The sequence below is a fragment of the Nonomuraea sp. NPDC004186 genome (genome assembly GCF_053603495.1).
The window spans coordinates 1-14,115 of sequence record NZ_JBSGFQ010000054.1; the positions used below are offsets into that span (position 1 = coordinate 1).

Consider the following 14,115-nt stretch of genomic DNA (forward strand, 5'->3'; position numbering starts at 1 on the left):
CCGCTCGCCATCGGTCAGATGCAGCGGCTCCACCTTCGGTCCCGGACGCCCCATAACCATGAACACTAGACGAATTACTGACTCAGGACACTAGGTTATGTCGCATGATCTCCGTGATCCTCGCCTGCGACGACCCCTACCGCGCCGCCGAGTCCTTCAAGCGGGCGGGCTGGGAGCTGGTATTCGCCACGCCATCGGACTCCGATGACCGCCTTGCCTGCGTGAGCCTCGGCGATGCCCAAGTCATGCTGGGCGTCGACGACGAACGATTCCTCCCAGCGGCCGCACGCGACCACCGCGGCGCAGGTGTCGAGGTCTACATCCGGCTCGATGACGGTGTGGAGAAGGTCCACGAGCAGCACCAGGCAGCCGGAGCGGTGACTCAGGAACTACGCCACGCGCCATGGGGTGAATGGGCGTTCAACGCCATGATCGAGGGCTACCGATTTCTCATCGCCCAGGAGGGCGCATCCGAACAGCAGCCATGATCTCAAAGTGACACTGGAGTACTAGGAGTAGAAGCCCCGCCCGTATTCCTCGCGAGACTTCGTGAAGTCATCGGGCCGCACCTCCCGGAGGTACTCGTAGCGCTCGGCGAACCTGTCGATAGCCTCATGGATCGTGTCACCGAACTGGTCCCGCATGATCATCAGGACCGGAAGGACACGTCCACGGACGATGTGATCATCAATGGCGCCCCAGAGATCTCCCACAAGAGCATCTTCCCGCACTATCAGTTTGGGAACTGTATCGATCACAGCTCAACGGGGGGCCGAGCAAGGCAAAAGCCGTTCCTGCGTGACCATGGCTTCCCCTTCGTCACCCCCTTCAATGGCCCGCTGATGACCCGGACGATCAAGCTGGCGCGAGCCGAAAGAGCAAGATCATTCCGCGCGTGTTCCGAATCTTGCCACTGCCGGTGTGCTGACGAATACGCAGAGCCATGTACGTGCGAACACACAAGGTCAGTTGGGATGATCAAGCCGTGGCACATGGTCGCCGGACTGATCAGGGGTGGACTGCGTGAATGGAGTGGCTGAGGCGCTGCTGACTGCGTACGACAACCAGTTGCGGGGCCGGGTGCCGCAGGAGTTGCTGTGGGGAGCCGTGATCGAGCGGGATGGACCACTGGTACGAACCCACTTCGGCACCCACGGGACCGTCGACCTCACCAGTCTCGTCTGCGAAGATCTGGCAGGGCTGATCCGCCGACAACAGGAGATCTTCGCCGCACGCTGCGAACCGATCGAGTGGAAAGTCCACTCCCACGACTCACCCCTGCTCCCTGCATCGCTGCGAGACGCAGGATTCATCCCGGGGCTGGAGCGGACCCTCTTGGCGGCCGATATCGCCGACATCCCGTCACCCGAAGTCCTGCGATCTGGCATGCGCATACGGCCCTATCTCCGTGGGGAACGAGAGCGGCTGTGTCGCATGGCCGCGGCCGCGCCAGAGCAGCGAAGGCCGCTTACGGAGTTGGAGGCCGACGGGACGGCCCGCGGAACAGGATCAGAGATGCAGATCCTGGTGTTGGAGTACGACGGGCGGATCCTGGACGCAATCTGGATCGAACGAGTGGCCGACACCGACTTCGCGGCCATCGGTGGAATCACCGGCCCACGCCCCGAACTGCTCCACGCCGCGGCCGCCTGGGCGGAATGGCGCGATATTCGGCAGGTGTATCGGCCTCGGACGCCGCGTCACCTTACTGCCGAGGCGACCGGCGCCTTGATCCCTGCCTACCTCGCGGCGGGCTTCCATGAGATCGCCCGGGTGAGCACCTACCGCTGGGCGCCTGCTGGTGAACCGGCCCGGGAGCGCCCCGCGAAACAGCTTCTGTCCGATCCTGAGCATGACGAGATCTGGAAGCGGTTCGAGACCCGGTTCGAGGTGACCTACGAGACCGCCGATCGGGGTCTCGCCGAACCTCCGGCCTCCGCCACCTGGCACCTCGAGGCCGTCGACCGCCCGGACGACCCCCTGCTTGCCGAGGTAGAGGAGATCGTCGCGCGCGGATTACGTGCCAGCGCTCGGCCCGGCGACCGGCTCTACCGCCTCAAGTGGTACATCAGCGGCTCTCGCATCGACCCAACTCGCATCGGCGGGCCGGGGCAACCCCCGTGGATGAGTTACGCCTATCTCATCGATGAACACGTCATCCAAGTCACTGAGGACCTCCGGATGGGCACGTTCGGCAACTGGCGGGAAGCGTCTTTATGTGTCTTCGGCGACGAACTTCTCGCCCACGTAGACGATGACCTCACTGGCCTTCTCGGCACCGTGCTGCGGCGCGGCGGGCGCCCCGTCGGCAACGTCTGGAGCTTTGGTCCCTGACGACATGCCACGTCGGCACGCCAGCCCTACGACCGACTGGCCGCTTATGGTTGCCCAACGGTCCGTTCCGCCCGGCAACATGGACGACGACTACAGCTACCCACTGGTCCTTTGGTACGACTGGAAGCCATGGATGGCGTATGAGACGCCACCTCGCAAAACCTTCATCCGGAGCGGATCACCTCCTACCGCTTCATAGCTCGATAACATTTGAGGAGAGCCGTGATCTTGTCGTAGTCACGCGCGCCGTTCAACTCGTCGAGCAAATCGTCGGGGCATAACTCGTAGAGGTCGCCCCACCAGCGTCGCACCTTGTTGTCCCAGATCCGGTAGCCGCCGGGAACGCCTCTGGCGACGTAGCGCCTTCTGCCCATAGCTCGTCACCCTGCAATCCGCCGGTTCAGGGGTCAAGCTCGGCGATCAGCCACGTTAGTCGGTGAGCCAGGGTAAGGAACGGACCCTACCGTGTACGGCGACCAGCCATGCCGCGGCGATCGTAAGGGCTACTTGGGTGCGGCGGTGTGGCAACCCCGGCCGGTGCGTTCGGTCGGTACGGCGGGGGCGGCGTGCGGTGCCCGGCCCGGCGTCCCGCGCCGTGCGGGACCGGCCCCCAGGCCGCACGCCCGGACGGCGGGCGGGCGGAGGGCCGGGGAGTCGGTATCAAGCCGGACGGGTCACCTGATCGCCGCCACCGTAAGGGCAAGGCAGAGGCGGAGGTGACGCGCAAGGTCCGCGAGCTCGAAACCCAGCGAGAGTCAGGGCGCGTGAGCAAGGCGTGACGTGCTCCGACCGTTGCCGAATGGATGGCGGAGTTCCTCGATGTGATCTGCGAGCGCCTGGTTCTTTTCGAGAAATTGGTGCCGCGCACGCTGACGGACTACCGATCCAAGACGAGGAGTTGGATCGTGCCGCTCCTCGGCAAGCATCGCCTCGATCGGCTCGCCCCTGAGCACTTGGACACCGCCTATACCGCGATACTCGAAGAGGGCCTCTCCTCCAGCAGCGTTCTCAAGGTCCACCGCATCCTGTCTCGTGCCCTCACGATCGCAGTACGGCGGGGACGCCTCGCACGAAACGTAGCCACGTTGGTGGACGCGCCTTCCGTCCAGATCCAGCGGTCGGAGTGGCAGCACGGCTGCAACAATCCGCACGCCTGTGGAGAGAAGTGGCACCGCAAGGCGTGCAAGAAGAACTGCAAGGAGCACCGGCATGATCGCGACTGCAAGCCGGACTGCAAGAAGCGCTCGCACCGCTGCTTCAGGCGCCCATGCCTCAAGGACTGTACGAGTCACGCGGACAAGTGCCCGAAGCGCACCGGCGGCGGGCTGATCTTCGGCAACGCAAGGGCAAGAGCAAGCTCACCCTCCAGTACCCGCCGGCGCTTCTGGCCCTTCTACGAATCCACAAGAAGCTCCAGGCCGCCGAACGGCTCAAGGCTGGGGGTAAGTGGACCGATCACGATCTGGTCTTCACAACGCAGCTCGGCGGCCCGATCGAGCGCACGGAGGACTGGAAGCAGTGGAAATCCATCCTCAAGCAGGCCGGCGTACGAGATGCCCGCGTTCACGACGCCCGCCACACCGCGGCAACCCTGCTCATCGAACAGGGCGTCCACATCCGAGTCGCACAGGAGATCCTCGGCCACACCCGCGTGACCACCACAGAGCGCTATACACACGTGGCCACGCTCCAGATAAAGGACGCCAGCAACCGCATGGACCAGGCCCTCTGGGGACAGCCGTGACGGGCAACTACAACCCAAACTGCAACCCTGGTGCCCACAGAAGATCAAAAAGGCCCTCTCCCCGATCAAGGGAGAGGGCCTTCCGCCTGCGGAGGATCGGGGATTTGAACCCCGGATGGGCGGTAAACCCAAACCGCATTAGCAGTGCGGCGCCATAGACCTGACTAGGCGAATCCTCCTGGAAGCCTTCGCGGCTCAGGACAGCGTACCGGCCTTCTGGCGAGGCGGCAAAGTGATTGATCCCCGTCCTTCGCCAAGAGTTATCAACAGCCCGTGGATAACTGCCTGTGGATGAAGCCCGCCCAGAGCGTGGACGGGCTTCGGGGCTGTGGATAACCGGGTTACGCGGCCGGGTTGGCCTCGCCCTCGATCTCAATCTTTACCTTCTTGCCCACCAGAACGCCGCCGGTCTCCAGGGCCTGGTTCCAGGTCAGGCCGAACTCCTCGCGGTCGAACTCCGTGGTGATCGAGAAGCCCCAGACCGGAGCGCCCCACGGGTTGGTGCCGGCGCCGCCGTACTCGACCGTGAGCTCGACCTCCTTGGTGACGTCGCGGACGGTCAGGTCGCCGGCGACGGTGAACTCGTCGCCCGAGTGGCCGACCACGCGGGTGCTCCTGAAGGTGATCGCCGGGAACTTCTCCGTGGCCAGGAAGTCGTCGCTGCGCAGGTGGCCGTCGCGGTCGGCGACCCCGGTGTCGATGCTGTCGGCCTGGATCGTGAGCTCGGCGGTCGACTCGAGCGGGTTCTCGGCGATCGTGACCGAGCCGCTGAAGGAGCCGAAGTGGCCACGGACCTTGCTGACCATCATGTGCTTGACCACGAAACCGATGCGGGTGTGAGCCACGTCCAAGTTGTAGGTGCCGGCGGCGGGGATGGTCAGGGACTCCCAGGTGCGGGTGGTGGTCATCGGGGTTCTCCTCGATTGGGGGTTCGTTGCTGTGCGGATGTCTGCGGCAACAAATTTCTACACGAGGAATATTCCACGCGTCAACTATCGTCGGTTACGCTATGAGGGTGATGAACTTTGACGACCACCGGCTGACGGCCGTTGGGCTTCTGACGGAGGTGCATGGGGGGCTACTGGCCAGACTTCAGCCAGTGCTCGGCGGCGCGGGGTTGTCGGAGATCGATTTCGAGACCGTCCTCCGGCTGGGCCGCTCCCCGGGACAGCGGCTGCGGATGAGCGATCTGGCCGCGCAGACCGAACTGTCGACGAGTGGGGTGACCAGGGTCGTCGACCGGCTGGAGCGGGAAGGGCTGGTGACCCGGGAGGCGTGCCCCAGCGACCGCAGGGCCTCCTACGCCGTACTCACCGAGACCGGGCGGGCGCGGCTGGAGTCCGTGCTGCCGCAGCACGTGCAGGACATCGACGACTGGTTCACCGGGCTGCTGGGCGCGGAGGAGCTGGAGGCGTTCCTGGCCACGCTGCGGAAGATCAGGGACGTGGTACGGCCCTGCGCCACCGCAGGGGCAAGTGGGGCGACTGGGGCTCAGGCCACGGCAGCATGCACGGAGATGGCCGCACACCAGCCGGAAGAAGCCACGGCCCTGGCGCAAGCCGCCATGGGCGTGCAAGCCGAAGCCCCATGAGGCCGAGGTCGTAGATCGAAGGTCATGAGCCGTGCCCGTGCGATGGAAGGCCCAGCGCGTTCCTGAGCTTGGCCATCGCGCGCGACACCGTGCTCTTTACCGTGCCCACACTGATCCCCAGCGTCCTGGCGATCTCCGGCTCGGTCATGTCCTCGTAATACCGCAGCACGATCGCCGCCCGCATCCGCTCCGGCAGCTCCTCCAAAGCCTGTTCCAGCTGCTCGTGCACGTCCCCGTGCGGCTCCTCGGAGGTGCAGCACACCTCGGGCAGATCGTCCGAGGGGTACTCCTCCAGCCTGCGCCGCCGCCACTGCGAGATGTTGATGTTCACCATGGCCCGCCGCACGTACCCGTCGAGCGCCCCCCGGTCCTCGATGCGGTCCCAGGCCAGGTACGTCTTGGTCAGCGCGTTCTGCAGCAGGTCCTCCGCGTCCAGCGGGTGTCCGGTGAGCTGGTGGGCCGCGCGCAGCAGAGCAGGACCGCGCGCCCTCACGTACTCGCGGAACTCGTCTTCCCAACCGGTGGTCTGCATCGTGGCCAGAATCGCAGCCTGATGCTCTATTGAGCTTGAACCAGAATTCAGGTTTCGGCCCGCCGACGATAAAGGTAGGTCAAGGTCGGTGGCGGTTTGTTCGACGCCGGGTGTCATCTCACTTCCCCGGGGATGCGTATTTTGATCCCGTCTGCGCCGCTACGGTGTGAGCTACGCCCAAGTCGTGTGAATCTAGTACCGACGAGGGAGGGGCCGATGGGGTATCCGAGCGTTGAGCGCCGTCGGGTGCTCGCCGCGGCCGCGCTCGGTCGCGAATCCGGCGTTCCCGGTCCTGACCCGGACAATGGGGAGCCTTTACGCGCCGTCGCCGGCGAGATCAAGGACGTCAGCCCGCATCTGATCATCATCGAGACCCCCGACGGCGCCGAGGAGCGGCTCGTGATCGCCCCCTGGGCCACCGCCTGGCACGGGAAGGACGCCGCGCCCGCCGATCTCCCCGCGGGTTCCATGGTCGTCATGCGTACGCGTGACGGACGCGTGGTGGAGCGCATCTGGGCGGACACCACCCGCATCACCGGGACGATCCTGTCGATCAGCGGGCGCAGGGACCTGACGGTCGAGCTCGACTGCGGCCCGCACCGGGGCCACCGTACGGTCGTCATCCCCTACCGGGCGTCGGGGCGGCTGCAGGTGCGGCATCCCAAGTTCGAGCCCGGTTACCTGTTCGACGCGATCGGGATCAGACAGAACGGGACGAGCCTGGCCATGTTGCCCGCGACCTCGCAGCCCCCTTACCCGGCCCGCGCGGTGCCCACCCCGCCGCCCGCGTACGCCGGGCTGCAGTCCCGCATCTCGGGCCCCGCCACCTGGTCGGACACGTTCGACGAGGAAGAGCGCGGCGCCGCGTACCCGATGCTGGAGCGCTCCGACACCGGCTGCCCCGACGCCGGCGTGTCGTGCACCGGGCTGCCGTACCTCGCCGTCGGGTCGCTGCTCCAGGTCAGGAACCTGTGCTCGCAGCGGAACGCCAACGTTCCCGTGGTGGCGTGCGGGTGCGTGGCGGGGCGCTTCTGCGACCGCTGCGTCGAGTGCGACACGTCGCCGCGCGGGCGGGTCGTGGAGCTGTCGCCGTTCTCCTATGTGGAGCTCGGCGGCGACCTGGTCAAAGGCTGTTTCAACGCTCAGATCGGATTGGGGTGACGGGCACGTGTTCGAATCGCAGCTGCCGCTTCTGATCGCGGTGCTCCTCTTGGGCATGGTGGCCAAGTTGATCACCGTGCGCACAGGAGGCGAACCCGGCTCGCTGTCCAGGCTGGGGCCCGCCGTCCTGGTGCCGGGGCGGATGCAGGCCGTCGCGCTGCTGGTCTGCGCGGCGGGTGAGCTATTCCTGGCCGTGGGGCTGCTGGTCACGGCGCATCCGTTCTTCCGGTGGGGTACGGTCGCCTTCTTCGCCCTGTCCACGTACGTACTGCTGGAGCTGCGCAGACGCCGGCCGGACGCCGGCTGCGGCTGCTTCGGCGAGGTGAGCTCGGCGCCGGTCGGACTGCGTTCGGTCGGCCGGACGGTCGCGCTGACCGGGATGGCCGGGTTGTCGGTGTGGGCACCGGTGCCGGGGTGGGTGGCCGTGGTCCACCCGCAGTGGCTGACGGTCGCGGGCGTGGCCGTGCTCGCGCTCCTCTCCCCGGAGATCGAGGAGCTGATCGACCGCGTACGGTTCCGCGCCCCCTGCGAGCAGCGCCGCGGCCCCGCCGAGTCGGTCACGCTGGCCAGGCTCAGGTCGAGCGGCACCTGGCGGGCCCACGCGGGCGAGCTGACCTCGGCCGAGCCGTACGACAACTGGCGCGAGCTGTGCTGGCGCTTCTACGCCTTCCGCAACCACGACGCGGACGACGTCGTGTTCGCCGTCTACCTCAGCGGCCGGCGCCCGGCGGTGCGGATGGCCGTGGTCAGCGCGGCGGGCAACGGGACTCTGCCGGAATATACGCCAGTATCGGCCTGACGCTAGAAAGCGTTAGATTCCGCTCGACAGGCATGGCGATATAGCTCTATTGGGCTGTCTAGCTTCCCCACTAGACAGCCCAATAGAGGTCTAGGGGCGTCGCTCAGATCGGCTGAGCGCGCAGGAACTTCCCGAAGTGCGGCACCGTGAACGCGATCAGGCCGCGCTCGGCGCTGTAGATGAGCCCTTTCTTGATGAGGCTGTCACGGGCGGGCGAGAGGCTGGACGGCTTTCGCCCGAGGGCGTCGGCCACCTCCGCGGTGGCGACCGGCTCGTCGCCGATCTGCGCCATGGCGTGCATGTAGTCGCGCTCGGCCGGGGTGGCCCGCTCGTAGCGGCTGCCGAAGAACCCGACCGCGAGCTCCTCCTCGGCCTCCGGCGCGGAGACCTTGACGTCTTCGATGGTGATCGGGCTGCGCGGCGCCAGGTCCCAGGCGACCTTGCCGTACGCCTGCACGAAGTAGGGATAACCGTCGGCCGCCTCGTAGAGGGCGTCGAGGGCCTCCTGGGTGAACTCCACCTCTTCCTCCCGCGCCGGCAGGATCAGCGCCATATCGGCCGCCTCGCGGTCGAGCTTGTCGATGCGCGCGTAGCGGAAGAGCCGCTCGGAGTAGCTCTTGCTGGCCGACAGCACGCTCGGCAGGTGCGGCAGCCCGGCCCCCACCACGATCAGCGGCCCGCCCGTCTGGGACAGCTCGTGGCAGGCGGCGCAGAGCGCGGAGACGTCGGCGGCCGGGACGTCCTGCATCTCGTCGATGAAGAGCGCGATGCCCACGGCCAGGTCGGTGGCCACGCTCGCGGCGTCGACGAACAGCTCGGTGAGGTCGATCTCCAGGTCGCCGGAGTCGGCGCGCCCGCGGCTGGCAGGCACCTCGATGCCGGGCGACCAGTGCGAGGTGCCCTTGGCCGCCGCCGGATCGCGCATCGCGAACGCCTTGAGCACGCCGAGGAACTCCTCGATGCGCTCGGGGGCGCGGTGGCGCGGCGCCAGCTCCCGGATGGCCATGTGCAGCGCGGCCGCCACGGGGCGCCGGATCGACTGGTCGGGCCGGGCCTCGATCTTGCCCGTGCCCCACAGCCGCTGCATGGCCATGGACTTGAACGTGTTGAGCAGGACGGTCTTACCGACCCCTCGCAGGCCGGTGACGACCATGCTGCGCTCGGGACGGCCGCGGGCCACCCGCTCCAGCACGACCTCGAACTGCTGCAGCTCTCGGTCGCGCCCGGCGAGCTCCGGCGGACGCTGGCCGGCTCCGGGGGCGTAGGGGTTTCGCACAGGGTCCACGCTCTCGGACTTTATTGCCGGATATAGCGGCCGTCTTAGATTTGGGAAGAAAGTGCTACGGCGTGTCCGAGCAGGGGCGGTCGCGAGCACCGTCATCGGACACACCCCCTCTCACCAGGCCGAACCCTTGTTCGATTGCGGTACACAGAACTGTAGCGCGGACTCGAACACCTATGCGATGGTTTCGAGTAAAGATCTTCGCAACAGGTCGCGGCGGCGCCGAACTTGGCACCCGTCCCGCCTGCGCAATAGCGTTCGGATCCATGCGGACCTTCGCGAATGTTCAGGAGCTCAAGGCGGCCGTCGGCGAGAAGTTCGGCCCGACCGAGTGGCGCACCGTCACCCAGGACCAGGTCAACCTCTTCGCCGACGCCACCGACGACCACCAGTGGATCCACGTCGACGTGGAGCGGGCCAAGGAGGGGCCGTTCGGTGCCACGATCGCCCACGGCTACCTGAGCCTGTCGCTGCTGCCGTCGTTCATGTTCTCGATGGTCAAGGTCGAGGGCATCGCCATGGGCGTCAACTACGGCCTCAACAAGGTCCGCTTCCCCCGGCCGATCCTGGTCGGCGCCCGGATCAGGGCCGTGGGCGAGCTGACGGACGTGAAGGGCACCCCCGCCGGCTACCTGTCCAACCTGAAGATGACGATCGAGATCGAGGGCGAGAAGCGGCCCGCCTGCATCGCCGAGACGCTGAGCCTGTACGTTCCCGCCGAGTAGGTTTGCAACAGAAGCGCGTCCCGTGTGATCCCTGGGTTCGTGGAGGATTTCGACGAGTTCGTCCGAGCCCGGGGCGACGCGCTGCTCCGGTACGGCTTCGTGCTGGCCGGAAATTCCGAGGACGCGGCCGATCTCGTACAGGAGGCCCTGGCCCGGCTGGGTGACGCCTGGCCCCGCGTGCGCAAGAAGCACGACCCCGAGGGGTACGTCCGCACGACCATGGTCAGGCTCCACATCAGGTCGTGGCGCCGGCGGCGCCGGGAGGACCTGGTGGCCACCGTCCCCGAACGCGGCGAACTCGATCGCTACGGCGACGCCGACCTCTGGGCCGAGCTCCAGGAACTGCCCCGCAAGCAGCGGGCCGTACTCGTGCTCCGGTACTACGAGGACCTCTCGGACGTAGAGATCGCCGAGATCCTCGGTGTCTCCCGCGGAACCGTGCGCAGCCAGGCGGCCCGCGCCCTGGACAAGCTCCGGATCAAGCGAGTGCTGCAGGAGGCGCGATGAACGGGGCTTCGGGAAGGCGTGGTGACGCGGTGCGGGACGAGCGCGATCTGGCCCGGACCCTGCGGGCGGCGGCCGTCCAGATGGAACACCGTGATCTCGCGGACGGCGTGGCCCGCCGCCGCCGCGCCCGGCGTACCAGGAAGCGCGTGCGGGTGGTGCTCGCCGCCGCGGCGGTGGTGGCGGTCGTGGCGGGTACGGCGGCGGTCGTCTCACGTATGGACGGTCGCCGCGAGCCTGTGACCCCTTCGCAAGGGGTCAGATCGGTCACCGAGGTGTGGCCGCGAGCCATCGTCAAAGTGCCGGCCAAGAACCCCCTGGGCTTGACCACGGAACCAGTGACCAGTCTGAGCGCGACCGAGGTGCTGCTGGCCGCGGTATCCGCATCAGGGAAGTCGACTGTGCGGCTGGAGGCGTACGACTCGACCACGAAGACCACGCGCGTCCTCGGCGACGTCCCGGCTCCGCGTAAGGAGTATCACCTGGCGAAGATAGCGGTGAGCGCGCAGTACATCGCCTGGTTCGGTGGGACCTGGAATGGGGGCAAATGGTCAGATTTCTGGATCATGCCCCGTGCGGGGGGCACGGCCAGGCGGGTGGGCGAGGTCGCGGCGAACGTCGCTGCGATCGGCATCGTGGGCGACTCCCTCGTGTGGTCGCCGGCGGAAGGCGGCGTCTACCGCATGCCGATCACCGGCGGGACGCCTGCGCGGATGCCACGCACCGACGGCCTCCATCTGACCTCCTGGCCCTGGGCGGCCCGGAAGGTCGGCGACAAGCGGAAAATGAACGAGAACCGGCTCGTCAACCTGGAGACCGGCCAGGCCGTCGACGTGCCGCTGCCGCGCGATGTGAGCTTCATGCGGTGCCATCCACAATGGTGTGTCGGTGTGGAGGGCAGGCGCGTGATCGTGCAGCGTGTGGACGGCTCCCAACGGCGGACTCTGCCTCCTGAGCTGCTTCCGTGGAGACAGGACTCGCTCATCGGCGACCGGTACGCCCTTTTCGTGCTGCGCGGCGGAACGGACACCGTCGTGCTCTACGACCTGTCCACCGGGACAATGGGCCGGCTCGGTCCCTGGGCGAAAGGTCCGGGAAGATCCTCTTCGCCCTCCGACACGCCCTTCTGGGACACCGGCACAGGAGGCAGACAAGAGTTCACTGTGGTGAACCTGGCTGCTCGATGAGTACCGGCTCGAAGGGCGCGCGCGGCCGGGCCGCCACCGCCGACAGGCGCTGGCGGGAGAGCTGGGGCCAGGCCTGCACGGCGCAGAACGGCGCGCACTGGTCCTGCTCGGCCCGCGTCCCCACGTGCACGCAGCACTGCGCGAGCCGTTCCTCGATCATGGTCGAGATGTCCATGAACGGCTTGATCGTGATCCGGACCACCCGCTCCCCCAGCATCCTGCGCAGCTTCTTCCGCCTGACGGTCAGGGCGAGCAGCGTGGAGATGCCCAGGTCGCAGTTCTCGCTGATGGTCCGCCACAGGTCGCCGATCTGCGGGTGCGACAGTGACGACTGCTCCGACAGCAGGCCGAGCAGTGACTCCTGTACGGCCAGGCGCAGCTCGCGCGGCAGCTCGGTGTCGGCGATGCGGTTGGAGACCAGGCCCAGGTTCTGCTTGAGCCGGTCGTGGCCGATCAGCGCGGTGAGCGAGCGCCACCTTCTCGAGTCGTCGCGCAGGAGGTAGCCGACCGAGCAGCAATGGGGGTGGGAGCAGGGCAGGGCAGTCAGGTCGCGCCAGGTCACGAGGCCGTCGGTCTGCGGGCCGAGGCGCTTGAGCACGCCGGTGTGGGTGAGCCGGTCCATGGGGTCGATGGCGCCCGACCTGCCGGACCCGAACTGGGGCTGGATCGACACGCCTCCCACGTACGGCGTGTCGAGGGCGAGGCGTACGACGTCGCCGATCTCACCGTCGTTGACGCCCAGCGCGACGGTCATGACGAGGGTCGTGAAGATCTCCCGCTCGGACAGCCTGCTCACGGCCTGGGCCTTGATGCGCGTCAGGTCGCCGCCCCGGTGGTGCTTCGAGGCCTCGGCCGACGGGCCGTCGTACTGGAGGTAGACCTCCACCCGATCCCTGTGCTCGGTGAGCAGGTCGAGGAGGGAGTCGTCCCTGGCGACGAGGACGCCGTTGGTGTTGATCAGGATGCGGGTGACCGGGCGCTGTTCGAGCTCGGTGAGGAGGATCTTGAGCTCGGGGTGGAGCGTGGGCTCGCCGCCGCTCAGCATGAGAACGTCGAGCTTGCCGTTCTCCCTTTCGAGACGCTGGTCGACGTTCGCGAGGATGTCCTGGACGGGGACAATGCCGGTCAGGTCGGGGGAGCTGTCGGCGAAGCAGGTGGGGCAGCGGAGGTTGCAGGCTTCGGCGATGTCCTCAAGGAGAATGCAGGTGTGCTGGGTCTGCATTTCGGGGAGACCGTGGAGGTAGGCGGAAGGGATGGGGAGGAAGTTCCCGGAAATATCGGGTACGTGCTGCTTGGTCGGAGCGGTCCACTCTTCGAGATATTTCAGGATTTCTGGGTCTTCGTCGTACAACGTCTTGATTAGGCCGTGTTCGCGGCAGCCGCGCTCCAGCCAGATCCTGCCGTCGCGTTCAGCCAGATAGCCGCTCAGCCGCTCGACCTTGTCGAGGTCCTGGCCGTGGCAGTGGGGGCAGAACGCATTGACGTACCTGTGGATGCGGTCGCCCCGCAAACCCATACCTGCACTCATGCCATGACCCTTCGCTCGAACAGGGGATCGTAGTAGCCGCGCCGCCAGCCGTACCCGAGCCTGAGGGCGAGCAGCAGCAGGCTCGGGACGAGGAACCACTGGGGCCTGGTCAGGTCGAGCCAGACCGTCTCGTTCGCCCTGGTGAACTCGACGAGGAAGCGGAAGACGGCGTACGCGGCGACGTAGAGCGTGAACAGCTCGCCCGGCCGAGTGAGCCGCTTGCGCGCCCATTGGAGCGCGGCGAAGGCGGCGAGCTGGAAGATGATCTCGTAGATGAACGACGGGTGCATGGCCTGCCCAGTGAGACACCCGGGGCACTCGGGAGTGGTCGGGGGCGCGTGCACTCCCCATGGCAGCTCGGTCGGCCTGCCCGGCGCCTCGGTCAGATGGCATCCGATCCGGCCGACCGCCATGCCCAGCGCGACGGCCGGGGCGAACAGATCTCCCGTCCGCTCCTTGTAGCCGATGATCTTCTTGGCCAGCAGCACGCCCACGTACGCGCCGGTCAGGCCGCCGAGGATGCTGCGGGAGCCGTACAGCCAGAGGTCCTTGAGATCCAGCGTCTCCAGCCAGCCCGCCAGCCGCATCCCGATGGCTCCCCCGACCAGCGCGCCGGCGACGGCGGTCAGCGACTGCTCGTTGAGCGCGCCCCTCCGCCGCGCCTCCCGTACGAAGACGACGGAGGCCACGAGCACGCCCAGGCCGACGAATATCTCGTGGTAGGGCAT

General features: G+C 67.2%; 17 protein-coding genes and 1 tRNA gene. 9 read left to right on the top strand and 9 right to left on the bottom strand.

What is annotated here, in order from left to right; translation table 11 throughout:
* Positions 1–104 precede the first annotated feature (104 nt).
* The gene (locus tag ACWEPL_RS35725; protein WP_452438828.1) at positions 105–488 is read left to right on the top strand and encodes a hypothetical protein; all 384 of its coding nucleotides are present in this window, start codon (positions 105–107) and stop codon (positions 486–488) included.
* Positions 489–509: 21 nt separating this feature from the next.
* Here ACWEPL_RS35725 and ACWEPL_RS35730 read toward each other — a convergent pair whose 3' ends face one another.
* Complete coding sequence (locus ACWEPL_RS35730) at positions 510–644, bottom strand: hypothetical protein (protein ID WP_452438829.1); 135 nt, start codon at positions 642–644, stop codon at positions 510–512.
* 379 nt (positions 645–1,023) lie between these two features.
* Between ACWEPL_RS35730 and ACWEPL_RS35735 the strand changes: the two genes are divergently transcribed.
* Positions 1,024–2,334 carry a DUF2716 domain-containing protein gene (locus ACWEPL_RS35735; RefSeq protein WP_452438830.1) on the top strand — a complete coding sequence of 437 codons (1,311 nt, stop codon included), beginning with the start codon at positions 1,024–1,026 and terminating at the stop codon, positions 2,332–2,334.
* A 185-nt stretch (positions 2,335–2,519) separates the two neighbouring features.
* Here the strand turns inward: ACWEPL_RS35735 and ACWEPL_RS35740 are convergent, their stop codons facing one another.
* The gene (locus tag ACWEPL_RS35740) at positions 2,520–2,708 is read right to left on the bottom strand and encodes a hypothetical protein (RefSeq protein ID WP_363977282.1); all 189 of its coding nucleotides are present in this window, start codon (positions 2,706–2,708) and stop codon (positions 2,520–2,522) included.
* A gap of 381 nt (positions 2,709–3,089) precedes the next feature.
* Positions 3,090–3,545 carry a hypothetical protein gene (locus tag ACWEPL_RS35745; RefSeq protein ID WP_452438831.1) on the bottom strand — a complete coding sequence of 152 codons (456 nt, stop codon included), beginning with the start codon at positions 3,543–3,545 and terminating at the stop codon, positions 3,090–3,092.
* A gap of 89 nt (positions 3,546–3,634) precedes the next feature.
* On the opposite strand from ACWEPL_RS35745, the gene ACWEPL_RS35750 reads away from it, so the two are divergent.
* Positions 3,635–4,078, top strand: coding sequence for a tyrosine-type recombinase/integrase (locus ACWEPL_RS35750; protein ID WP_452438832.1), 444 nt, complete (start codon positions 3,635–3,637; stop codon positions 4,076–4,078).
* An 89-nt stretch (positions 4,079–4,167) separates the two neighbouring features.
* On the opposite strand, the gene ACWEPL_RS35755 is transcribed toward ACWEPL_RS35750, so the two are convergent.
* Positions 4,168–4,257: transfer RNA gene (locus ACWEPL_RS35755), tRNA-Ser, on the bottom strand.
* Positions 4,258–4,419: 162 nt separating this feature from the next.
* The gene (locus ACWEPL_RS35760; RefSeq protein WP_363977288.1) at positions 4,420–4,986 is read right to left on the bottom strand and encodes a YceI family protein; all 567 of its coding nucleotides are present in this window, start codon (positions 4,984–4,986) and stop codon (positions 4,420–4,422) included.
* Positions 4,987–5,177: 191 nt separating this feature from the next.
* On the opposite strand from ACWEPL_RS35760, the gene ACWEPL_RS35765 reads away from it, so the two are divergent.
* The gene (locus ACWEPL_RS35765) at positions 5,178–5,669 is read left to right on the top strand and encodes a MarR family winged helix-turn-helix transcriptional regulator (RefSeq protein ID WP_452438833.1); all 492 of its coding nucleotides are present in this window, start codon (positions 5,178–5,180) and stop codon (positions 5,667–5,669) included.
* A gap of 22 nt (positions 5,670–5,691) precedes the next feature.
* Here the strand turns inward: ACWEPL_RS35765 and ACWEPL_RS35770 are convergent, their stop codons facing one another.
* Positions 5,692–6,201 (bottom strand): SigE family RNA polymerase sigma factor, encoded by a 510-nt coding sequence (locus ACWEPL_RS35770; protein WP_350732510.1) that lies wholly within the window; start codon positions 6,199–6,201, stop codon positions 5,692–5,694.
* A 216-nt stretch (positions 6,202–6,417) separates the two neighbouring features.
* On the opposite strand from ACWEPL_RS35770, the gene ACWEPL_RS35775 reads away from it, so the two are divergent.
* Both ACWEPL_RS35775 and ACWEPL_RS35780 read left to right on the top strand, forming a co-directional pair.
* Complete coding sequence (locus ACWEPL_RS35775; RefSeq protein ID WP_350732508.1) at positions 6,418–7,362, top strand: hypothetical protein; 945 nt, start codon at positions 6,418–6,420, stop codon at positions 7,360–7,362.
* 7 nt (positions 7,363–7,369) lie between these two features.
* Positions 7,370–8,161, top strand: a complete 792-nt coding sequence (locus tag ACWEPL_RS35780) for a MauE/DoxX family redox-associated membrane protein (RefSeq protein WP_363977295.1) — start codon at positions 7,370–7,372, stop codon at positions 8,159–8,161.
* 103 nt (positions 8,162–8,264) lie between these two features.
* On the opposite strand, the gene ACWEPL_RS35785 is transcribed toward ACWEPL_RS35780, so the two are convergent.
* A complete protein-coding gene (locus ACWEPL_RS35785; protein ID WP_350732505.1) occupies positions 8,265–9,446 on the bottom strand; it encodes an ATP-binding protein in 1,182 nt (393 codons plus the stop codon).
* A gap of 263 nt (positions 9,447–9,709) precedes the next feature.
* On the opposite strand from ACWEPL_RS35785, the gene ACWEPL_RS35790 reads away from it, so the two are divergent.
* The 3 genes from ACWEPL_RS35790 to ACWEPL_RS35800 are packed head-to-tail and all read left to right on the top strand — an operon-like array spanning position 9,710 to position 11,859.
* Entirely contained in the window at positions 9,710–10,168 is a 459-nt protein-coding gene (locus ACWEPL_RS35790) for a MaoC family dehydratase (protein WP_350732503.1), read from the top strand.
* A 39-nt stretch (positions 10,169–10,207) separates the two neighbouring features.
* Complete coding sequence (locus tag ACWEPL_RS35795) at positions 10,208–10,675, top strand: SigE family RNA polymerase sigma factor (protein WP_452438834.1); 468 nt, start codon at positions 10,208–10,210, stop codon at positions 10,673–10,675.
* Positions 10,672–11,859, top strand: coding sequence for a hypothetical protein (locus tag ACWEPL_RS35800; protein ID WP_452438835.1), 1,188 nt, complete (start codon positions 10,672–10,674; stop codon positions 11,857–11,859). Before ACWEPL_RS35795 ends, ACWEPL_RS35800 begins: the two co-directional genes overlap by 4 nt.
* On the opposite strand, the gene ACWEPL_RS35805 is transcribed toward ACWEPL_RS35800, so the two are convergent.
* Positions 11,831–13,387, bottom strand: coding sequence for a radical SAM protein (locus ACWEPL_RS35805; RefSeq protein WP_363977305.1), 1,557 nt, complete (start codon positions 13,385–13,387; stop codon positions 11,831–11,833). The two genes, ACWEPL_RS35800 and ACWEPL_RS35805, sit on opposite strands and share 29 nt — an antisense overlap.
* Complete coding sequence (locus ACWEPL_RS35810) at positions 13,384–14,115, bottom strand: prolipoprotein diacylglyceryl transferase (protein WP_449912425.1); 732 nt, start codon at positions 14,113–14,115, stop codon at positions 13,384–13,386. The genes ACWEPL_RS35805 and ACWEPL_RS35810 overlap by 4 nt, the downstream gene beginning before the upstream one ends.